The 20864-nt window shown below is 48.7% G+C and carries 21 protein-coding genes; 20 read left to right on the top strand and 1 reads right to left on the bottom strand.

The window, feature by feature from the left end; all coding sequences use genetic code 11:
• Nucleotides 1–12: 12 nt before the first annotated feature.
• A complete protein-coding gene (locus CHL76_RS04135; RefSeq protein ID WP_079476786.1) occupies nucleotides 13–384 on the bottom strand; it encodes a hypothetical protein in 372 nt (123 codons plus the stop codon).
• Between the two features lie 452 nt (nucleotides 385–836).
• On the opposite strand from CHL76_RS04135, the gene CHL76_RS04130 reads away from it, so the two are divergent.
• From CHL76_RS04130 to CHL76_RS04030, 20 genes are all read left to right on the top strand, one after another.
• Nucleotides 837–1907: a M24 family metallopeptidase gene (locus CHL76_RS04130; RefSeq protein WP_079476785.1), complete on the top strand. Its 1071-nt coding sequence runs from the start codon at nucleotides 837–839 to the stop codon at nucleotides 1905–1907.
• 74 nt (nucleotides 1908–1981) lie between these two features.
• Complete coding sequence (gene efp, locus CHL76_RS04125) at nucleotides 1982–2539, top strand: elongation factor P (RefSeq protein WP_079476784.1); 558 nt, start codon at nucleotides 1982–1984, stop codon at nucleotides 2537–2539.
• A 139-nt stretch (nucleotides 2540–2678) separates the two neighbouring features.
• Entirely contained in the window at nucleotides 2679–3062 is a 384-nt protein-coding gene (locus CHL76_RS04120) for a hypothetical protein (RefSeq protein ID WP_079476783.1), read from the top strand.
• 30 nt (nucleotides 3063–3092) lie between these two features.
• Nucleotides 3093–3497 carry an Asp23/Gls24 family envelope stress response protein gene (locus tag CHL76_RS04115; RefSeq protein WP_079476782.1) on the top strand — a complete coding sequence of 135 codons (405 nt, stop codon included), beginning with the start codon at nucleotides 3093–3095 and terminating at the stop codon, nucleotides 3495–3497.
• Between the two features lie 97 nt (nucleotides 3498–3594).
• On the top strand, nucleotides 3595–4008 hold the full coding sequence (nusB, locus tag CHL76_RS04110; protein WP_022793584.1) for a transcription antitermination factor NusB: 414 nt from the start codon (nucleotides 3595–3597) through the stop codon (nucleotides 4006–4008).
• Nucleotides 4005–4865, top strand: a complete 861-nt coding sequence (gene folD / locus CHL76_RS04105; RefSeq protein WP_094907930.1) for a bifunctional methylenetetrahydrofolate dehydrogenase/methenyltetrahydrofolate cyclohydrolase FolD — start codon at nucleotides 4005–4007, stop codon at nucleotides 4863–4865. The genes nusB and folD overlap by 4 nt, the downstream gene beginning before the upstream one ends.
• Nucleotides 4866–4869: 4 nt before the next feature.
• Nucleotides 4870–6255, top strand: coding sequence for an exodeoxyribonuclease VII large subunit (gene xseA / locus CHL76_RS04100; protein ID WP_079476780.1), 1386 nt, complete (start codon nucleotides 4870–4872; stop codon nucleotides 6253–6255).
• Nucleotides 6256–6257: 2 nt separating this feature from the next.
• Nucleotides 6258–6491, top strand: a complete 234-nt coding sequence (gene xseB, locus CHL76_RS04095) for an exodeoxyribonuclease VII small subunit (RefSeq protein WP_261763971.1) — start codon at nucleotides 6258–6260, stop codon at nucleotides 6489–6491.
• On the top strand, nucleotides 6488–7375 hold the full coding sequence (locus CHL76_RS04090) for a polyprenyl synthetase family protein (protein ID WP_094907929.1): 888 nt from the start codon (nucleotides 6488–6490) through the stop codon (nucleotides 7373–7375). The genes xseB and CHL76_RS04090 overlap by 4 nt, the downstream gene beginning before the upstream one ends.
• Before the next feature lie 853 nt (nucleotides 7376–8228).
• Nucleotides 8229–8840, top strand: coding sequence for a hypothetical protein (locus tag CHL76_RS04080; protein ID WP_079476777.1), 612 nt, complete (start codon nucleotides 8229–8231; stop codon nucleotides 8838–8840).
• 10 nt (nucleotides 8841–8850) lie between these two features.
• Entirely contained in the window at nucleotides 8851–10749 is a 1899-nt protein-coding gene (dxs, locus tag CHL76_RS04075; RefSeq protein ID WP_094907928.1) for a 1-deoxy-D-xylulose-5-phosphate synthase, read from the top strand.
• A complete protein-coding gene (locus tag CHL76_RS04070) occupies nucleotides 10746–11573 on the top strand; it encodes a TlyA family RNA methyltransferase (protein WP_079476775.1) in 828 nt (275 codons plus the stop codon). Before dxs ends, CHL76_RS04070 begins: the two co-directional genes overlap by 4 nt.
• Before the next feature lie 144 nt (nucleotides 11574–11717).
• Entirely contained in the window at nucleotides 11718–12167 is a 450-nt protein-coding gene (gene ahrC / locus CHL76_RS04065) for a transcriptional regulator AhrC/ArgR (RefSeq protein WP_079476774.1), read from the top strand.
• 25 nt (nucleotides 12168–12192) lie between these two features.
• On the top strand, nucleotides 12193–13917 hold the full coding sequence (recN, locus tag CHL76_RS04060; protein WP_094907927.1) for a DNA repair protein RecN: 1725 nt from the start codon (nucleotides 12193–12195) through the stop codon (nucleotides 13915–13917).
• A 117-nt stretch (nucleotides 13918–14034) separates the two neighbouring features.
• Nucleotides 14035–14805 (top strand): sporulation transcription factor Spo0A, encoded by a 771-nt coding sequence (gene spo0A / locus CHL76_RS04055; protein WP_079476772.1) that lies wholly within the window; start codon nucleotides 14035–14037, stop codon nucleotides 14803–14805.
• Between the two features lie 30 nt (nucleotides 14806–14835).
• Nucleotides 14836–15936 (top strand): Leu/Phe/Val dehydrogenase, encoded by a 1101-nt coding sequence (locus CHL76_RS04050; protein WP_094907926.1) that lies wholly within the window; start codon nucleotides 14836–14838, stop codon nucleotides 15934–15936.
• Nucleotides 15937–16140: 204 nt separating this feature from the next.
• Nucleotides 16141–17556, top strand: a complete 1416-nt coding sequence (lpdA, locus tag CHL76_RS04045; protein WP_079476770.1) for a dihydrolipoyl dehydrogenase — start codon at nucleotides 16141–16143, stop codon at nucleotides 17554–17556.
• 20 nt (nucleotides 17557–17576) lie between these two features.
• Nucleotides 17577–18584, top strand: coding sequence for a thiamine pyrophosphate-dependent dehydrogenase E1 component subunit alpha (locus CHL76_RS04040; protein ID WP_094907925.1), 1008 nt, complete (start codon nucleotides 17577–17579; stop codon nucleotides 18582–18584).
• A 1-nt stretch (nucleotide 18585) separates the two neighbouring features.
• The gene (locus CHL76_RS04035) at nucleotides 18586–19569 is read left to right on the top strand and encodes an alpha-ketoacid dehydrogenase subunit beta (RefSeq protein ID WP_094907924.1); all 984 of its coding nucleotides are present in this window, start codon (nucleotides 18586–18588) and stop codon (nucleotides 19567–19569) included.
• Nucleotides 19570–19582: 13 nt separating this feature from the next.
• Nucleotides 19583–20821, top strand: a complete 1239-nt coding sequence (locus CHL76_RS04030) for a dihydrolipoamide acetyltransferase family protein (protein WP_094907923.1) — start codon at nucleotides 19583–19585, stop codon at nucleotides 20819–20821.
• The last annotated feature ends 43 nt before the right edge of the window (nucleotides 20822–20864 follow it).

Here is a 20864-nt window from a genome sequence, read left to right as displayed (position 1 = left end):
ACCAGGCGTTTGTCACGCCCGGTCTTTTTTTCGGTTTTTGTTTCCCTGAATCACTTTCAGGTTTGCCTCGTTACGCCGTTTACTGGAACTTTTAGCCGATTTTTTCTTCTGCTGCTTCTGGGCTTGTTTAAAATTTTTCGCCTGATTTCCTTTTGCAGATCCGGGACGACCGGAGGCAGCATTAGAGCCAGCTTGGTATTGGTTCATCATCGCGCGCTTCATGATGACTCTTGTGAAAAGGAAATATAAACCAACAGCGATAGCTGCACCAATAACAAGGTAGAGAAGCAGACCGAGCGGATCTGTTACGAGCCGGTAACCCACCCCTAAAATGGCAAGTCCCAGCACAACAGTAGCAATAGGGTTTTTTAGCGCTTGCTGCATGGAACACACCTCTCATTTCGTAAAAATTTTTTGCGTTACCAGCGGCCAGAGGTAGTTATATAAAAAGCTGAGTGCATAATACATGTAATAGTATATATGAGTAATGCCCAGGTGTTCTTCTATTCTTTGTACAGATTAATAAGAAGATTTATTTCCATACCCGCTGAGTAATGCTGTAAAACAATGCGGAGAAATGACAACGATTCTGCAGAGGCCTAAAGCGTGGGGTGGATAAAAGCGTTAATTGAATTAATACTTAAATTTTACAATAAAGATATGGAAAGCGCTACTTTTAAACATTCTCTCACTGTATTAATACCATTCCCATAATCTAATGAGAATACACGTGATATATAGAAGAAGCCCACCTCTTTCTCGAAGTCTGTTTCCTTACCGCGCGTTGTGTTACGATAAACAAGGAAGCAAAGTTAATCCAAAAAGAGGTGTCGGTAATGCATGAGATCACAGCACGTATCCGGGAAGAGCTTGAGCACAAAAAACTTGATGCGCTTGTTATACAAAGCCCCTATAATCGACGCTATGTAAGTGGTTTTACCGGTTCGGCCGGTACGCTGATTATTACAAAAAAATCGGCTCACCTAATTACAGATTTTCGTTACGTAGAGCAGGCTAACGATGAAGCGCTCGATTTCGATGTTATCGAACAGAAGGGCTCAGCCTGGGATACGGTCGAAGAAATTGCCCAAAGCGAGGACGTAAGCTCTGTTGGGTTTGAAAAGCAGCATGTAACCTATGCGCAGTTTGAAGATATGAGAGAAAAACTAAGCGGATCGCTTTCCCCGGTTTCAGGAATCGTAGAAAAGCAGCGTGCCTACAAATCAAAGGAGGAAGTCGAAAAACTGCAGACAGCGGTCAATATCGCTGAAGATGCGTTTGAACATATCAAATCGATCATTGCACCGAATATGACCGAGCTTGATGTAAGTAACGAACTGGAGTTTTATATGAGAAAAAACGGTGCAGCGGGCTCTTCCTTTGATATTATCGTTGCTTCCGGATGGAGAGGAGCCCTTCCCCATGGTATCGCTTCCGATAAGGTGATAGAGGACGGGGAGCTTGTGACACTTGATTTTGGGGCCTACGTGGACGGGTACTGCTCGGATATCACGAGAACGCTCGCTGTCGGTGAACCAAATGATGATATGAAAAAAATATACCAGACGGTTTACGAAGCCCAGATGAAAGCTGTAGAGCAGGTGGGGCCGGGCATGACCGGGAAAGAAGCAGATGCCATTGCAAGAGATCACATTAATAAAGAAGGGTTCGGTGAACGCTTCGGCCACAGTCTCGGCCACGGCCTTGGGATGGAAGTGCACGAACAGCCCGGCGTTTCTCCGAAAAGCGATGTAGAGCTCGAACCGGGCATGGTAATTACTATTGAACCGGGGATATACGTGCCGGAGCTTGGAGGAGTTCGTATAGAAGACGACGTTCTTATCACCGAAACCGGCAGCCGGAAGCTTAGCTACTCTGCAAAAGAGCTCACGATCGTCGGCAATTAACCGGGATTGCATATAAAAAACCGGGCAGCTGTGATATAGTAATAATCGATCAATTGAAGAGTGGAGGAACGTTTATGGTTTCAGTTAACGATTTTAAAACAGGGCTCACCATTGAAACAGACGGCGATATTTGGACAGTTGTCGAATTCCAGCACGTAAAGCCTGGAAAAGGGGCTGCATTTGTCCGCTCTAAGCTTCGCAGTCTGCGTACGGGCAACATTCAGGAAAAAACTTTTCGCGCTGGTGAAAAAGTAAATAATGCACACATTGAACGCCGGAAAATGCAATACTTGTACGCTAGCGGCGATGTGCATACATTTATGGACATGGAAACGTTTGATCAAATGGAGTTGACGAGCGAGCAGCTGAAGTATGAATTAAACTTTCTAAAAGAAAACATGGAAGTGTCTATTACCAGCTACGGTACAGAAACGCTTGGTGTTGAAGTGCCTAATACGGTAGAGCTCGAAGTTAAAGAAACAGACCCGAGCATTAAAGGAAACACCCAGTCCGGAGGATCCAAACCGGCAGTGGTAGAGACCGGATACCGTCTACAGGTCCCTATTTTCATTGAAGAAGGCGAGCGGATCGTTGTCGATACAAGAACCGGCGCATACGCCTCCCGTGCCTAAAAACAAACGGCCTGCCATTGGGGAGGCCGTTTTTTCTTGAACAATACACGCAGGCGGCTGTGGACCGGTGAAATTGCAGAAACACCGTGATATAATGGAATGGAATTTTGAGCGGTAATACGGAAAGAGAGGCTATTATATGGAATGGAATGATTTAACGGAAGGCGCAAAAGCGGTGCTTGAACAGACCCGCAACATGAAAAGCGACCAAATACAGATCGTGGAATTTGAAATAGGCTTTGAACATGAGTACGGAGAACCTGGCCATGAATATACAGTGTCCATTCAGGAAGAAGACTATCAAAGCATTAAACAATTCGCTGAAGAAAACGAGTATGGAGAAAAATATCATATGGCCCGCAACAAAGATATTGTCAAATTGATTCTACTTGAAAAGGGAAAGATCCCTGATAATCTTTCTGAATATCCCGTGTTCCGCCAGTATAAATACGAGTACGTCCAAAAGCAAAAAGAAGCGGAAGAAAAAGAAAGAGCAGAAGCAGAGGCGGAGCAGGACGAATAAAATCATGCTGCATAGAAAGCGGGGAGCGCTGTGAGCGAATACACGCTGCTTACGATAGATGAAGAAAAAGAAAGTCTGGGAAATATTGAGATCGCCCGGGATGTGATTGAAGTAGTGGCAAGCATTGCCGCACTTGAGGTCGAGGGGGTATACGGTCTGCAGGGCAGCATCGCAGATGATGTAGCAGAGCGTTTCGGCCGGAAATCATATGGCAAAGGCGTGAAGGTAGAATTTACTGAACACGGGGCAGTGGTGACAATCAGCATGCTGATGCACTACGGAAGCTCTGTGCCCGTTACGGCTAAGCAGGTCCAGGAAAACATTCAGCAGACCGTACGGGGGATGACTGATATTCACATCGAGGCGGTGAATGTACACATTATCGGCCTGCAGTTCCCTGAAGAAGAGCAGCCGTTACAGGAACAAGAAAAATGACCAGGGAGGGCTGTCCCGCAACCGCTTTTCGGGGGAGCCGTCCTTCTTTCATTTACGAATACGGCTCCGGGTACATAGGAGAAAAGGAGAACACGAAATGAATCGACGTTTAGCCAGGCTTCGGTCCGTACAGGCACTGTACCAGATGGATATTACAGATGTTGATGCAGACCAGGCAATAAAAAATTCCATGCTCGAGGATGAAGAAGCAGATGAATTTCTGATTTCTGCGGTGCATGGTGTATGGGAACACCTTGTAGAAATTGATGAACGGCTCGTAGATCAGCTTGAACACTGGACTCTTGAACGGGTCGGGAACGTGGACCGTGCTATTTTAAGAGAATGCGTACATGAGATGCTATATGTGCCTGATATTCCGCTGCATGTCAGCGTCAATGAAGCTATTGAGCTGGCCAAAGCATTTGGTGGTGTGGAGGCAGGGAAATTTGTCAACGGCGTGTTGTCGAATATTTTAAGTGATTGTGAACGTGAAGGGAGAGAGAGTGAATGAGTGCCCAACTGATCAGCGGCAAAGAAGTAGCAGCTTCTTTGCGTGAAGAAATCAAGAAGGAAGTCGCTTCCTGGAATAATGGAGAGCAAATACCGGGACTCGCCGTAGTTTTAGTAGGAGATAATCCGGCTTCGAGGTCGTATGTCAAAGGAAAGCAGAAGGCCTCTAAAGAAGTCGGCATCCATTCAGAGTTAAAAGAACTGCCGGAATCCGTTACTGAAGAGGAATTGCTCCAGATTGTAAGAGAATATAATGACAATGAAGAAATTCATGGAATTCTTGTGCAGCTCCCGCTTCCGGATCATATTTCAGATAAGAAAGTAATTGAAACCATTTCGCCGGACAAAGACGTAGATGGATTTCATCCTATCAATATTGGACGAATGATGACCGGCCAGGAGGCTTTTCTTCCATGTACGCCGTACGGCATTATTAAAATGCTCGAATACGTCGGCGCCCCGATTGAGGGTAAACATGCTGTCGTTCTCGGACGCAGCAATATCGTCGGAAAGCCAATGGGACAGCTTTTGCTTAATAAAAACGCTACGGTCACCTATTGTCACTCGCGCACGAAAGACCTGGAGTCATATATGCAATCGGCGGATATTTTGATTGCAGCTATCGGCAAGCAGGAATTCGTGAAAGGCAAAGATATTAAACCGGGAGCTGTCGTTATAGACGTTGGCATGAACCGCAAGGATGATGGAAAGCTGTGCGGAGATGTTGATTTTGAAGAAGTGAGCGAGAAGGCTTCATATCTCACACCGGTGCCGGGAGGAGTCGGGCCGATGACGATTACGATGCTTCTTTACAATACGCTGCAGTCTGCAAAACGATTCCACCGGCAGGGGGCTTAAAGATATGCAGTCGCCTGCGGATAAATGGCTTTCCGTTTCCCAGCTGACAGGTGCCATCAAGCGTTCTATCGAACAGAACCCGGGGCTTCAGAAGGTATGGCTCCGCGGAGAAATTTCGAATTTTAAAAAGCACAGTAGAGGCCATATGTATTTCACCCTAAAGGACGAACAGGCGAGAATATCAGCAGTCATGTTTGCCGGAAAAAACAAAAACCTTTCGTTCCTGCCGGAAAACGGAATGAAGGTTCTGGTGACAGGAAGCGTGTCCGTATATGAGCCTTTTGGGCAGTACCAAATGTATGTAAACGCGATGGAGCCGGATGGCATCGGGCAGCTGTATGTGCGGTTTGAACAGCTGAAAAAGCAGCTCGAAGCAGAAGGGTTATTTGCAGCGGATCAAAAACGTATGCTTCCGGCTATTCCAAGACATATAGTTGTTATAACGTCGCCAACCGGGGCAGCCATACGGGACATCATTTCTACCCTTAAGCGTCGTTTCCCGCCAGTAAAAATTACGTTATTCCCTGTGCTGGTGCAGGGGGAGCAGGCTCCGGAATCAGTCACCCGGGCTTTGGAAAGAGTGGAAAAAATGAGTAGTGCGGATTTAGTCATCGTCGGGCGCGGAGGCGGTTCTATTGAGGATCTCTGGGCGTTTAATGAAGAGATGGTGGCACGGGCTATCCGGAATGTAAATGTACCAGTTATTTCTGCTGTGGGCCACGAAACAGACGTCACCATCGCCGATTTTACAGCCGATGTACGGGCAGCTACACCGACTGCTGCTGCGGAAATAGCTGTGCCAATGGTCAGCGAGCTTGAAGAGAAAATTCGCCAGATGCAAAACCGCCTGCACCGGCAGATGCATTATAAAGTTCAGGAGCAGCGGACCCGGCTTGCCAAGCTCCGGCGTTCGTACGCGTTTAAATATCCGGCGCGCTTATTTGAACAAAAGGAACAGGACCTTGACCGGGTGATGGAGCGGCTGGAAAAGCAGACGTTCCAGACAGTGAAAACAAGCAGGCAGAAGCTTGAAGAAATGGAAAAACGGCTTATGCGCCAGCATCCTGAGCGTTTAATTGAACTTGAACGCGAGAGAATGCACGAAAAGCGGGCCCGGCTGCAAAAGGCGATGAACCAGCAGGTGGAGCGAAAAAAGGCGACCTTTACAAAGTCGCTGCAGGCACTTGAACTGCTGAATCCACTCGCCATTCTGCAACGCGGGTATAATGTTGCTTACGATGAAAATGATAAGGTGCTGTCTTCGATTGCCCAGGCAGACGAAGGAAGCAGCTTGAGAATGTATGTGACAGATGGTTACCTACAATGTGAAATTAAAGAAAAAGGGGAAGACGGCTTTGAGGCGCTTTCCCATCCGGAAAAGGAGCGGTAATTTTGGCAGAACAGGAACAAACATTTGAACAGGCGATGGAAAAGCTTGAGCAGATCGTGGAACGGCTTGAGGAAGGCGAAGTACCTTTAGAAAAAGCAATTACGATGTATCAGGAAGGCATGACGCTTTCCAATACGTGCCATGAAAAGCTGCAAAAGGTCGAAAAACAAATGGATGAAATCGTGGATGAAAACGGCGAGGTAACACCGCTTGAAAATGAGGCCCCGGACGAATGAGTGTCGACCTCCAGCATTTTTTTGAAACCTACCGGCCGTCTGTCGACCAAGCTTTGACTGACCGGGTGAGTACGTTAAAAACACCAGATACACTAAAAGCAGCAATGCTGTATTCTCTCGAAGCAGGGGGGAAGCGTGTGCGGCCGCTGCTGGCACTGGCCGTACTGCAATGCTACCGCCCGGTGGAAGAAGAAGACCTCCCGGCAGCCTCTGCCGTGGAATTGATTCATACGTATTCACTTGTTCATGATGATCTTCCGTCGATGGATGATGACGACTGGCGCCGCGGCCAGCCGACGAATCATAGGAAGTTTGGAGAAGCAACTGCCATTTTAGCTGGAGACGCGCTGCAGACGACAGCATTTACTTGGGTTGCTGAGGCGGGGCGTCCAGCCTCAGCTGAAGCCCGTCTTCAGCTGGTTCAGGAACTGGCTGGGGCCTCCGGAGGCGAAGGCATGGTTGGCGGCCAAATGGCCGACCTGGAAGGTGAAAAGCAGGCGTTGAACCTAAAAGAGCTCGAATACATTCACCATCATAAAACAGGGGCCCTGCTGACATACGCAGTCGTTTCCGGTTCATTAATAGCGGAAGCCCCGAACACAGACGTGGAAAACTGGCGTGCTTTTGGACGGGAGCTTGGTCTCGTTTTTCAGATTAAGGACGATATTCTGGATGTGGAAGGCTCTCTCGAAGAAATGGGGAAATCCTCCGGTAGCGATGAATCGAAAGAAAAAAGTACGTACCCTAAGCTCCTCACGCTCGAAGGGGCAAAAGAAAAACTTACCTATCATATCGAAGAGGCCGAAAAATTGCTTGGGCTGATGACAGTAGATACTTCTCTTTTAGTCTCCTTTCTACATTATATTGGACAGCGAAACCACTAAAAAAAGAGCGGATTAGTTTTCATGACAGTCAAACCGTGCTAAAATAAGGCTGAAAAGTTGAATGGTGCAGTATCCTAGTCGGTTCTCCATTTTCGAAGGCGGGCCTAAAAATCCGCTGAAGGGCACATCGATGAAGTTCCTGGCGTCGGCTTGCGGCGCCCAGCCCTGGGTCGGTGCTGGGAGTTAAGGCGTAAGGGCGATCCACAATGGCATGTGGGCGTGAACCCTTTCGCCGTGGAGGCTGCAGTAATGTATCCGGGTCATCCCGGAAGACGGATACCGTCCCGGATGCATCCTGCGGTAAGACCTGTTGTAAAGGCCAAGGGAAGACCTTTCAACAGCGTAGCCTGCCTTGAGTGGAACAGCGGGGAAGTTGTTCTATTGGTATCATACCGGTCGGCCAACTGGTATGGGACCCAACAACTGAAACCTGTTCTGCAAAAGAGGATAAGAAAGTGGCACGGAACTGCCGAGGAAAACTCCTAGGCTGTTTGACGCACGTCCAGAGTGGATTGCAGTGTGGTCTAAGTGGTAATTCAGTCGAACTGCCGGTGACGGCGTTCACCAGGCATTAAAGGGAAACCACCAATTCGGCGACGAATTGGCTGCCTGGTGGGAAACCCTACTGGACCTAAGCCACAAGGTTTACGCTCTGGGCGACCATTCAACTTTATACATAAGCAGTTGAAGAAGCGCTGACAGGCGCTTTTTTCTTTTACGGAAGGCTCGCACAGGGAGAAAAGCGTAAATATGAACCATTTAGGGTATAAACAACCAGGCCGTAACACAAAATGATATTAAAAGAACGAAATGTACGTTATGATAAAAACAAAGAATTTGGTGATAAGTAAAGATGAATAGTTTATGGAGAAAATCGCTCCGATGGAGCACGTTAATTGGATTTGTCACCCTGATACTCGCAGCTATCTTTTCAGTAGTTTCAACGGCAGTACTGTCAGGAGTCGGCTGGGCGATCGGCATGATTGTCGTGCTGATTATCGTATTTACCGGGGTTGTCTTTGACGTGATCGGCGTGGCCGCTACAGCGGCAAAGCCGAGGCCGTTTAATGCAATGGCTGCTAAAAAAGTTCCCGGTGCATCCCACAGTGTGTTTATTCAGCGGAATGCCGACAGGGTTGCAAACTTCTGTGCCGACGTAATTGGTGATATCAGCGGAGTTGTAAGTGGTACAGCCAGCTCGGCAGTTGTTGTACAGCTTGGTATGACCATTGGAACAAATAACAGCTCCAATGGCCAGCTGATCCTCAGTACTGTGTTTACAGCTATCGTGGCAGCGCTCACAGTCAGCGGAAAAGCACTTGGAAAAACATTTGCGATTACGTATGCGAACAATATCGTTTTTCAGGTCGGAAGAATCTTGTATTTTATTGAAAATAAGCTGAAAATTAAGCTGATTCCAAAGAAAAGAAGATGGAAATCATCAACAGAAAAACATAGCAGGTAGGGGGATTTAAATGAACCTGGAAACCATCCAAGACCCTGGATTCATGAAGCAGTACAACGATAAAGAACTAAAAGCCCTGGGCGAAGATATACGTGCCTTTCTAATTGAAAAATTATCCGTCACTGGCGGCCACCTCGGCCCGAATCTCGGAGTAGTGGAATTAACACTCACTCTGCACCAGCTGTATGATACGCCCAAAGATAAACTTATCTGGGACGTCGGCCACCAGTCATACGTACACAAAATTTTGACGGGGCGGGCGGACCGCTTTGATTCGCTGCGTCAGTATCAGGGGCTGTGCGGTTTTCCCAAACGCTCGGAAAGTGAACATGATGTATGGGAGACCGGCCACAGCTCAACGTCGTTGTCTGCAGCCGAAGGAATGGCGCTTGCGAATCAGCTGAAAGGCGGGGATTCCAAAGTAGCAGCCATTATCGGTGACGGGGCTCTTACCGGTGGCATGGCTCTTGAAGCGCTGAACCATATTGGCCATGAGCAAACTGATCTCACGATTATTCTTAACGACAACGAAATGTCGATTTCGCCGAACGTAGGAGCACTTCACAGTATGCTCGGCCGCATTCGCACCGCTGGTACTTACCGCAGAACGAAAGAAGACGTAGATCATATGCTGCGCAGAATTCCTGCTTTCGGTTCGAAGCTTGCTTCCTATGCCGATCGGATGAAAGACAGTATGAAGCAGATGGTGCTCTCCGGTATGTTTTTCGAAGAGCTTGGTTTTACGTACCTCGGGCCTGTGGATGGTCACGACCTCGACGACCTGCATGCCAATATTAAATACGCGAGAGATACCAACGGACCGGTGATAGTACACGTATTGTCCAAAAAAGGTAAAGGCTACACGCCGGCAGAAAATGATGCTAAAGGCACCTGGCACGGGCTCGGGCCATATAAAATAGAGTCTGGTGAAGTAATTAAAAAGCCGGCAGCAGCCCCAGCGTACAGTGCCGTATTCAGCAATACCCTGCAAAAAATAGCAGAGATGGACCCGCGGCTTGTTGCCGTAACAGCTGCTATGTCCGGCGGCACGAAACTCGATACGTTTGCGGAAAAATTTCCGGACCGCATGTTTGACGTAGGCATTGCCGAGCAGCATGCCACAACAATGTCCGGCGCGCTTGCCACGCAGGGAATGAAGCCGGTATTTGGTGTGTATTCCACGTTCCTTCAGCGGGGCTACGACCAGCTTGTGCATGATGTGTGCCGCCAGAACCTGAATGTGCTGTTTGGGATCGACCGTGCAGGTTTAGTCGGTGCGGACGGGGAAACTCACCAGGGAGTGTTTGACATTGCTTACCTGCGGCATCTGCCGAATATGAAAATTCTGATGCCTAAGGATGAGAATGAACTGCAGCATATGCTGTATTCGGCCTTTCATAACGACGACGGCCCGACAGCTGTCCGGTACCCGCGCGGTAATGGTCTCGGAGTGGAAATGGACGAAGAGTTTCAACTCATTCCTTACGGCAAGTGGGAAATCGTCCGGGAAGGGACAGACTGTACGATCCTCTCGTTTGGAACGATGCTTCCGATCGTAGAGGAGGCAGCGGCCGTCTTGAGCGAGCGCGGCACAAGTGTGCGTATTGTTAATGCCCGTTCCGCGAAACCGCTTGATGATGAAATGCTCGAAGAATTGGCTGAAGAAGGCAAGCCGGTGCTGACAGTAGAAGAAGCAGCACTAAAGGGAAGCTTTGGAAGCGCAGTGCTTGAATATATGGCAGACCATGAGCATGACTCGCTGTCGGTCCGCCGGATGGGGATTGCCGACTACTACGTGGAACACGGCAGCGTGCCGGAGCTTTATGAAGAATTAGGGCTCACTTCCGAGAAGGTAGTGGAAAAGGTGATGGCGATGACAAGCAAAGAAAGAACAAATATCCGGGGATGAATAAAGAACGAATTGATACGCTGATAGTACAGAAGGGGCTGTTTGATTCCCGGGAAAAAGCCAAAAGGGCAATCATGGCAGGCCTTGTACTGGCAGATGATGAAGTAGTGGATAAACCCGGGACAAAAATTAGTGATGAAGCAGTTTTACGGTTGAAGGGAAAGCAGATGCCCTACGTGAGCCGGGGAGGCTTAAAGCTCGAAAAAGCCATTCACTCGTTTCAGCTGGATCTGCAGGATGCCGTCGTACTCGATGTCGGGGCTTCAACCGGAGGCTTTACCGACTGTGCACTGCAAAACGGGGCTTCACTGGTGTATGCCCTGGATGTCGGCTACAATCAGCTCGCCTGGAAGCTGCGCCAGGACCCGCGGGTAGAGGTGATGGAACGGGTGAACTTTCGGCATCTTGAGAAAAGCCAGCTGGCACGTGGCGTGCCCGGAATACTGATCGCTGATGTGTCTTTTATTTCGCTGGAAAAGCTTTTTCCTGTGATGCCACAGGTACTCGCAAAGCATGCCGGTTTTTGCGTGCTGGTCAAGCCGCAGTTTGAAGCAGGCCGTGATAAAGTCGGAAAAAAAGGTATTGTCAGGGACCCGGCAGTTCATAGGGAGGTGCTCAAGAAAATACTTCAGTCGGCAGAAGACACCGGCCTAATGCCGGAAGCGCTTGACTTCTCCCCCATAACCGGGGGAGATGGCAACATAGAATATTTGCTCTATGGTTCTGTATCAAGCAGTGAACATCCGCTGCCTGGAGAAGAGCGTATAGCTGCTGTCGTCCGGGAAGCACATGACTCCTTTAAGAAAAAACTTGAACCTTCGTAGACGCCGATCTTTTTCGGCGTTTTTTTCTATTCAAGCCATAACATCAAAAGAATTCCTAAAACGGAGCGTGCTATTTACTCATAAACTTGTATAATTATAATGAAATAGTTATGATGAAAGTAGTTTTGCACGGGAGGTTTCGGGATGAATAAGGGACAAAGGCACATAAAGATCAGAGAATTAATTTCAAATACAGATATAGAAACACAGGACGATTTAGTAGCGAGACTCCGGGGAGATGGCTACAACGTAACTCAGGCGACGGTATCACGGGATATTAAGGAGCTTCATTTAGTGAAGGTGCCGATGATTGACGGCAGATATAAGTACAGCCTGCCTGCCGATCAGCGTTTTAATCCAATGCAAAAACTGAAAAGAGCGCTCGTGGACAGCTTTGTCGGCATCGATCATTCTGAAAATTTAATTGTTATGAAAACACTGCCGGGAAACGCCAATGCAGTAGGTGCTCTCATTGATAACCTGGACTGGGAAAACATTATGGGAACCATTTGCGGAGACGACACGATACTTATTATATGCAAGCAGAAAGAAAATTCCCCGGAAATTGTCAACCGGTTTTTAGAAATGCTTTAATGCTAATTGGAAATGGGGTACAGAAATGCTTGAAGAAATTTCCATCAAGAATTTTGCCATTATCGAGGAGTTAACCGTTTCATTTGAAAATGGATTAACGGTATTAAGCGGTGAAACAGGAGCCGGGAAATCTATCATCATTGACGCGATCGGCCTGCTTATCGGTGGAAGGGGTTCGGCTGAATATGTACGCCACGGAGAGAAACGGGCGGAAATGGAAGGGCTGTTCCGCCTGGAGGATAACCACCCCGCAGTTGAAAAATTAGAAGCCGCAGGCATTGAGATTGAAGACGACATGGTCGTATTGCGCAGGGACATCACTCATCAGGGCAAGAGCATCTGCCGGATTAACGGCAAACTGGTTACCCTTGCGGTATTGAGAGAAACCGGCCACAGTCTCGTAGATATCCACGGGCAGCATGAACACCAGGATTTAATGCACGCGGAGCGTCACCAGCAGATGCTTGACCGCTTCGGGAAAACAGAGCTGGAAGAAGCCCTCGAAGATTATCAAAAACGCTATCATCGCTTCGACCAGCTGCAGGCAAAATTGAAGCAGTTGAAAGAAAGTGATCAGGAAACCGCAAACCGGTTGGATTTTATTCAATATCAGCTCCAGGAAATTGAAGCTGCCGGCCTGCAGCCAGGAGAAGACGAAGATTTGGAAAAAGAACGCCATATTCTCGCCAACAGCGAAAAGCTTTTCGAGGCGATTCGCGGTGCATATGACCACCTGTATGGTGAAGGAAAAGCACTCGACTGGGCCGGCATGGCAGTATCGAGCGTAGAAGAAGCCGCAGAAATCGATACGGATCTGGGGGGCCTTTCCGAATCGGTCAGCTCGGCCTACTACATGATGGAAGAAGCGACGTTTACACTCCGGGATAAGGCTGATTCCATGGCGTTTAATCCGGAGAGGTTAAATGAGGTGGAAAACCGGCTTGATGAGTTGAATAAGCTGAAACGAAAATATGGCGATTCGGTTGAGGATATTTTAGTTTATGCCTCAAAGATTGAAGAAGAAATCGATTCGCTTGCCAATAAAGAAGAACGTATCGCTGAGTACGAACAGGCTCTTTCCCAGGCGGCAGATGAGCTGATTGCTGAAGCGAAAACATTAACCGATCTGCGGAGGCAGGCAGGGCACGCCCTCGCAGGCAGCGTGCAGCAGGAGCTTCAGGCCCTGTATATGGAAAAAGCTACAATGGAAGTGCAGATATCGCCTCTCGGCCGGGGAAAGTCCTATCAAACGGAGGAGGGGGAGACGTGGGTGTTTAATGAAAAGGGAGCTGACAAGATTGAATTTCTTATTTCCGCCAATGCCGGTGAACCATTGAAACCGCTCGCAAAGGTAGCTTCCGGCGGGGAAATTTCCAGGATCATGCTGGCACTGAAAACTATTCTATCCGGATTCCAGCACGTTACCTCCCTGATTTTTGACGAGGTGGACACTGGGGTCAGCGGCCGGGTGGCCCAGGCGATTGCAGAAAAAATCCATTTAGTGTCCAGAGGCTCTCAAGTACTATGCATCACCCATCTCCCACAGGTGGCTGCGATGGCAGACAGTCATTTGTATATTCAAAAAGAAGAAAAAGCAGAACGAGTCCAAACAATTGTGACTCCGTTAACCGCTGATTATAAGATCGATGAAATTGCCCGGATGATCTCTGGAGTTGAGGTGACAGCCTTAACGAGAGAAAACGCCACTGAGCTGCTGCAGATGGCAGAGAAGGCGAAAAGCAATGTGTAACCCCAAAAGAATATGTCCACTTGAGAAAGACAACTATCAAAGTTGTCTTTTTCTATGCGACACGCTATGGTAAAATAATGTTGAGAGAGAAAGAGAGTGGCAGAAGGGTGGGGGAAAATGATACGGGTCGCGGTAGCTGATGATAATAAAGAGCTTGTTGAGGTATTGATCGAACATATAGAAGAGCAGGAAGACATGGAGATAGCAGGTACGGCCCACAATGGAGAAGAAGCCCTTGAGGTAGTAGAACAGGAGCAGCCGGAAGTGCTGCTTTTAGATATCATTATGCCGCACCGGGACGGCCTGTCTGTATTAACGGCCTTAAAGAATAAACATAACATTAACACGAAAATTATTATGTTAACTGCATTTGGCCATGAGGATGTAACAAAAAAAGCAGTGGAGTATGGAGCCGCTTATTACGTTTTAAAGCCTTTCGATATGGAGGCGCTGATGGCAAACATCCGGGACGTGCACAGGGAAAGCTTAAATTCACAAGTGTTAACCGGTACGATCCCAGTAAAAATAGCCGCCCAGCAGTCCATGGAAGAGCGGATAAAAGATATTATTCAATATGTTGGCATTCCTTCGCACATAAAAGGCTACGTGTATATGCAGGAAGCAGTGAAGCTCGTGATGGAAGACATGCACATGATTAATGCAGTAACCAAGCAGTTGTATCCTGAAATCGCCCGAAAGTTTCAGACGACACCAAGCCGTGTTGAACGGGCGTTAAGACATGCCATTGTTGTAGCGTGGGACCGTGGCCATACGCATGCTATTTCTGATTTATTTGGATGGAGCCAGGACAGCGCTCTGCCGTATAAACCGTCAAATAGTGAATTTATCGCAGTGGTATCTGATCGTCTGCGCACAGAGCAGATATAAATATGAGTTTATACAAAAGGAGCATGCAAAATGGAATTGTTTAAACGCATGGAGATGCACGACTATGAGCAGGTAGTAGTCTGCCAGGACCGGAACTCAGGATTAAAAGCAATTATTGCCATACATGATACGACACTCGGGCCAGCCCTGGGTGGAACGAGAATGTGGACGTATGATAACGAGGAAGCAGCGTTTGAAGATGTGCTGCGCCTCGCTAAGGGCATGACCTACAAAAATGCAGCGGCCGGGCTGAATCTTGGCGGGGGAAAAGCCGTAATTATGGGAGACGCCCGTACGGATAAAAACGAAGAAATGTTTCGTGCATTCGGCCGCTATATTGAAGGCCTTGCCGGCCGCTACATTACGGCAGAGGATGTGGGAACAACAGAGCACGATATGGATATTATCCACGAAGAAACGAACTTTGTGACCGGCATTTCCCTGTCTGCAGCTTCTGGTTCGAGCGGAAATCCTTCGCCAGTTACTGCCCGTGGTGTATATCAGGGGATGAAAGCAGCGGCAAAGGAAGCTTTTGGTACTGATGAGCTTTCTGGTAAAACAATTGCGGTCCAGGGCGTCGGCCACGTATCGTTTGAAATGTGCCGGTTTCTTCATGAAGAAGGAGCTTCTTTAATTGTCACGGACATCCGGGAAGCTTCGGTGGAGCGAGCCGTTCAAGCCTACGGAGCAAAAGCGGTGGCCCCGGGGGACATTTACGATGTAGCGTGTGATATTTTCAGTCCGTGTGCTTTAGGTGGTGGACTGAACGACCGTACTATTCCACGCCTGCAGGCCAAAGTTGTAGCGGGTGCTGCCAATAACCAACTGCAGACAGAAGAAGATGGCAATCGTTTAGAAGAGCAGGGGATCGTTTACGCACCGGATTATATTATAAATGCAGGAGGCGTAATTAACATTGCTGACGAACTGTATGGGTACGACCGGGAACGGGCCCTGAAAAAAGTCGATGGCATCTATGATAACATTGCCCGGGTGTTTGAAATTGCGAAACGTGACGGCATTCCATCATATCAGGCGGCAAACCGTTTGGCTGAAGAACGAATCGAATCCGTCAATCGCTCAAGAAAACAGTTTCTCCCTCACTCCCGGCATATTTTAACGAATCGGTAAAGCAGCCTGAGCGCTGCTTTTTTTAATGTCAGCCCGGTATCTGTCTTAGGGACGGCCCTTGGAATATGCTATAATAATCCCCGAACGGTAAAACTTCTCTTCACCAGATCTATTTTCGTGCTATGATGAAACGGAAAAATCCATTAAAATAAAATAGAGATGAACGAATAACATCCTGGGTGAAAGCCCGCAGGAGGAATTTTTATGGCTAAAGAATATGACCTGGTCATATTAGGAGCTGGTACAGGCGGATACGTTGCCGCTGTCCACGCGGCAAAAAGAGGATTATCGACGGCGGTAGTAGAAGCACGGGACATTGGCGGCACATGTCTGCACCGTGGGTGTATCCCGAGTAAATCGTATTTAAAAAGCGCAGAGATGTACAAAACAATGCAGGAGAGCCTGTCATACGGCATCGAAGCAGACAATGTGCGGCTGCAGTTCGGAAGAGTCCGGGAGAAAAAGAACCAGACTGTACAACAATTACATAAAGGGGTTCAGCAGCTGTTAGCAAAGCACGAGGTGGATGTATATTACGGGCACGGCCGCATCCTCGGGGCTTCTATATTTTCACCAACGGCAAGTACCATTTCAGTAGAAACAGAAACCGAAGGGGAAAATATTATGCTGCAGCCTAAACAAATTATGCTTGCCACCGGCTCCCGTCCGGCGACTGTGCCGGGACTCGATATTGACGGGGAATATATTTTATCCTCCGAGGAACTGCTCGAAGCGGAAACCCTCCCTTCGTCAATTATCATTGTCGGTGGAGGGGTGATTGGCGTTGAATGGGCGTCCATGCTTCAGGACTTCGGCGTGGAAGTACAGATGATAGAGCTTGGAGAACGCCTGCTGCCAATGATGGACCACGCCGTTTCAAAAGAAGCAGAAAAGCGATTGAAGCGAAAGGGCGTCCGGATTTATACAAATACGGAGCTCGATCCTGCTTCGCTTACGAAGAACAAAGAACTGGCTGTCCGTACCTTGGCAGGAGAGACCCTGGGGGCTGAAAAAATGCTCGTCGCTGTAGGAAGAACCGGTAATACGGGAGACCTGGGACTCCACAACACGGAAGTCGAAGTGCAGAACAGCTTCATCCAGACATCCGGCATGTATCAAACGAAGGAATCGCACATGTACGCCATCGGGGACGTCATCGGTGGCATGCAGCTGGCCCACGTGGCTTCACGTGAAGGAATTATTGCTGTAGAGCACATGCTCGGGAACCATCCAGAGCCCCTGGATTATAAGCATGTGCCTTCCTGCGTCTACTCGGAGCCGGAAATGGCTTCGGTGGGATGGACAGAGCATGAAGCCAAAGACGCCGGCCTGGAAATCAAAACGAGCACCGTCCCTTTTCAGACAATAGGCAAAGCCCTGGTAGAAAACGATCCGGAAGGCTTTATAAAAATGATCGTGGATAAAGATACTGAAGACGTCCTCGGTGTCCATATTGTGGGACGTAAAGCGACCGAATTGATTAACGAAGGCGCCCTTGCCGTTTATATGAATGCTTCTTATCTTGAAATACAAGGAGCCGTGCACGCCCACCCGACACTGGCGGAAATCTATGCAGAAGGCGCTTTGGCGATAGACGGAAAAGCCATTCATTACGGATGAAATAAGGAGGAACAACGAATATGATTCAAGAATACAGTACCCACCGGGAAGTAGGCTTAAGCGACGAAGAAGCGCTCACAATGTATGAGATCATGCTGCAGGCGAGACGTCTTGATGAAAGAATGTGGCTGCTGAACCGCGCCGGTAAAATTTCGTTTGTCGTATCCTGCCAGGGCCAGGAAGCGGCACAGGCAGCGGCAGCGATGGCGCTTGACCGTGATAAGGACTACCTGCTTCCGTATTACCGGGATTTTGGCCTTGTGATGGCGTTTGGGATGACGGCGAAGGATTTAATGCTCGCGGCCTTCGCTAAACAGGGAGACCCTAACTCTGAATCGCGGCAGATGCCCGGCCATTTTGGACAGAAAAAGAACCGGATTGTGACGCAGTCCTCGCCGGTAACTACCCAGATCCCCCACGCTGCCGGGTTTGGACTCGCAGCTAAAATGAAAAACAAAGATTTTGTTACGATGGTTACCTTTGGCGAAGGCTCCTCCAATCAGGGAGATTTCCATGAAGGCATGAACTTTGCCGGCGTTCATGATCTTCCAGTCGTATTTTTCTGTGAAAACAATAAATATGCTATCAGCGTGCCTCTCAGCAAACAGCTCGCCTGCGAACATGTTGCTGACCGTGCAAAAGGATATGGCATGCCGGGGGTAACCGTAGAGGGGACAAGGCCGTTTGAAGTGTATCAGGCTGTAAAAGAAGCAGTGGACCGGGCACGTGCCGGTAAGGGACCAAGCCTCGTTGAAGCGATGGTGGCAAGACTTACACCGCATTCAAGCGATGATAATGATAAACTGTACCGGACGGTCGAAGAAATGGACGAGGAAAAGCAGACCGAAGCGGTCGTAGCTTTTGCGAACTACCTGCGGACCGAAGGCATCCTGACCGAAGAAAAAGAACAGGCCATGGAGCAGCGGATTCGCGAAGAGGTAGATGCCGCCACTGACGCCGCTGAAGCAGCGGAGTATCCGGCAGTAGAAACGCTTGGACAGTATGTTTACGAGGAAGAAGGGAACTAATATGGCAGTCATGTCTTATATTCAGGCAATCAATACAGCGATGAAAGAAGAAATGGCGCGGGATGAGAACGTGTTTGTCCTGGGCGAGGATGTCGGTCTGAAGGGCGGGGTGTTCCGTGCGACCGAAGAATTGCACAGCACGTACGGCGACGAACGCGTTATCGACACGCCGCTCTCTGAATCAGCGATCGCCGGAGTAGGCATAGGGGCAGCGATGTACGGCCTCCGCCCGGTAGCAGAAATGCAGTTTGCAGATTTTATTATGCCTGCAGTAAACCAAATTGTTTCTGAAGCAGCCAAAATCCGCTATCGCTCTAATAATGACTGGTACTGTCCGCTCACCATCCGGGCGCCGTTTGGCGGCGGAGTGCACGGCGCCCTCTATCATTCGCAGTCAGTGGAGGCGCTGTTTGCCAATACGCCGGGCCTGAAAGTAGTGATTCCGTCCACGCCGTACGATGCAAAAGGACTGCTGAAGGCGTCCATCAGGGACAACGATCCAGTGCTGTTTTTCGAGCATAAGCGTGCGTACCGAATGCTCAAGGACGAGGTGCCGGAAGAAGATTACACCGTACCACTCGGTAAAGCGGCAGTCAAACGTGAAGGCACGGATGTCACCGTGATTACATACGGCCTTTGTGTGCATTTGGCCAGCCAGGCTGCTGATACGCTTGCCGCCGAAGGCATAGATGTGCATCTGTTGGATCTAAGAACCGTTTATCCAGTCGACCGGGAAGCCGTCAAAGAAGCAGCAGCTAAGACAGGAAAGGTACTGCTTGTCACTGAGGACAACCTCGAGGGAAGCATTATGAGTGAAGTGTCGGCAATCATTTCTGAACACAACTTATTTGACCTGGACGCCCCGGTCCGGAGGCTGGCAGCTCCCGATGTGCCGGCCATGCCTTACGCTCCGACACTTGAAAAAGAATTTTTAATGAATACGGATAAAATCACGAAGGCGATAAGAGATTTGGCGGAATTTTAGGAGGGTATCAAGGATGCGCAAAGAAGTAACGATGCCGCAGCTTGGGGAAAGCGTCACAGAAGGTACGATTTCCCAGTGGCTCGTAAAGCCGGGAGATAAAGTGAAAAAATACGACCCCATCGCAGAAGTGCTGTCAGATAAAGTAAGTGCAGAAATCCCCAGCTCTTATACTGGAGAAATCAGCGAGCTCGTTGCTGAAGAAAACGAAACAGTAGCTGTGGGGACGCTTATATGCTATATGGAAACAGAAGAAACGCAGCCGGACATAGTAGAAAAAGCTTCGGCTTCTTATGCAGAAACGGCCCCGGGACAAGAAGGCGGGGAGGAAGAAAAATCGATGAAAAAGAGGTATTCACCGGTGGTGTGGCGGCTCGCACAGGAGAACGGGCTGAGCCTTGAAAATATCGAAGGCTCCGGCAAACAAGGACGCGTCACAAAAAAAGACGTAGAAAAAGCGATCCGGGAAGGTGCGGAAAAAACCAAGCAGGAAGAAGCTGCGCCTTCACCGTTTCCTATCTATTCCACGAAACCTTCAGAAAATCAGGAGGAGCGTGAAGGTGACACAATTATTCCGGTAACTGGAGCAAGAAAAGCTATCGCAGACAACATGGTGAAGAGCAAACAGGAAATTCCCCATGCCTGGACGATGATCGAAGTAGACGTTACGGATTTGGTGGCGTACCGGAACAGCGTGAAGGATGACTTTAAGCAAAAAGAAGGTTTTTCGCTTACGTACCTGCCGTTTTTCATGAAAGCTGTCTCCGAATCCCTGCAGCTGTTTCCAAGCCTTAATTCCACCTGGGACGGTGACCGGATTATCCAGCGCAAGGAAGTAAACCTTTCGATGGCTGTGGCCAGCGAGGAGGCTCTTTACGTGCCAGTCATCAAACGGGCAGATGAAAAAAATATCCGTGGTCTCGCCCGGGACATGCAGTCTCTGGCAACCAAGGTCCGCCAGGGAACTATTAAAGCAGAAGAAATGAAAAGCGGAACGTTTACGGTGAATAATACCGGATCTTTCGGCTCTGTGCAGTCCATGCCGATTATCAATCATCCACAGGCCGCCATTCTTTCCGTGGAATCAATTGTTAAACGTCCGGTTGTTATGCAGGGTGATATGATAGCAATACGCTATATGGTTAACCTGTGTCTTTCCCTGGATCACCGTATTTTAGACGGTCTTCTGTGCGGGCGGTTTTTAGCCGATTTAAAGCAGCGGCTGGAAAATTATAAAGGGACCGAAAACATTTAACAGAGGCTTCCCCTTAGGGAGTCTCTTTTTTTCATGCTTAAAA

This window comes from Marinococcus halophilus (assembly GCF_002265875.1).
Classification (GTDB): Bacteria; Bacillota; Bacilli; order Bacillales; family Marinococcaceae; genus Marinococcus; species Marinococcus halophilus.
The sequence above is the reverse complement of the archived record's forward strand: the minus strand, read 5'-3'. Positions and strand labels throughout refer to the sequence as shown.

Coding starts and splice junctions, on each gene's coding strand:
- CHL76_RS04135 (WP_079476786.1), bottom strand. CDS start 384: ATGCAGCAAGCGCTAAAAAACCCTATTGCTACTGTTGTGCTGGGACTT.
- CHL76_RS04130 (WP_079476785.1), top strand. CDS start 837: ATGCATGAGATCACAGCACGTATCCGGGAAGAGCTTGAGCACAAAAAA.
- efp (WP_079476784.1), top strand. CDS start 1,982: ATGGTTTCAGTTAACGATTTTAAAACAGGGCTCACCATTGAAACAGAC.
- CHL76_RS04120 (WP_079476783.1), top strand. CDS start 2,679: ATGGAATGGAATGATTTAACGGAAGGCGCAAAAGCGGTGCTTGAACAG.
- nusB (WP_022793584.1), top strand. CDS start 3,595: ATGAATCGACGTTTAGCCAGGCTTCGGTCCGTACAGGCACTGTACCAG.
- folD (WP_094907930.1), top strand. CDS start 4,005: ATGAGTGCCCAACTGATCAGCGGCAAAGAAGTAGCAGCTTCTTTGCGT.
- xseA (WP_079476780.1), top strand. CDS start 4,870: ATGCAGTCGCCTGCGGATAAATGGCTTTCCGTTTCCCAGCTGACAGGT.
- CHL76_RS04090 (WP_094907929.1), top strand. CDS start 6,488: ATGAGTGTCGACCTCCAGCATTTTTTTGAAACCTACCGGCCGTCTGTC.
- CHL76_RS04080 (WP_079476777.1), top strand. CDS start 8,229: ATGAATAGTTTATGGAGAAAATCGCTCCGATGGAGCACGTTAATTGGA.
- dxs (WP_094907928.1), top strand. CDS start 8,851: ATGAACCTGGAAACCATCCAAGACCCTGGATTCATGAAGCAGTACAAC.
- CHL76_RS04070 (WP_079476775.1), top strand. CDS start 10,746: ATGAATAAAGAACGAATTGATACGCTGATAGTACAGAAGGGGCTGTTT.
- ahrC (WP_079476774.1), top strand. CDS start 11,718: ATGAATAAGGGACAAAGGCACATAAAGATCAGAGAATTAATTTCAAAT.
- recN (WP_094907927.1), top strand. CDS start 12,193: ATGCTTGAAGAAATTTCCATCAAGAATTTTGCCATTATCGAGGAGTTA.
- spo0A (WP_079476772.1), top strand. CDS start 14,035: ATGATACGGGTCGCGGTAGCTGATGATAATAAAGAGCTTGTTGAGGTA.
- CHL76_RS04050 (WP_094907926.1), top strand. CDS start 14,836: ATGGAATTGTTTAAACGCATGGAGATGCACGACTATGAGCAGGTAGTA.
- lpdA (WP_079476770.1), top strand. CDS start 16,141: ATGGCTAAAGAATATGACCTGGTCATATTAGGAGCTGGTACAGGCGGA.
- CHL76_RS04040 (WP_094907925.1), top strand. CDS start 17,577: ATGATTCAAGAATACAGTACCCACCGGGAAGTAGGCTTAAGCGACGAA.
- CHL76_RS04035 (WP_094907924.1), top strand. CDS start 18,586: ATGGCAGTCATGTCTTATATTCAGGCAATCAATACAGCGATGAAAGAA.
- CHL76_RS04030 (WP_094907923.1), top strand. CDS start 19,583: ATGCGCAAAGAAGTAACGATGCCGCAGCTTGGGGAAAGCGTCACAGAA.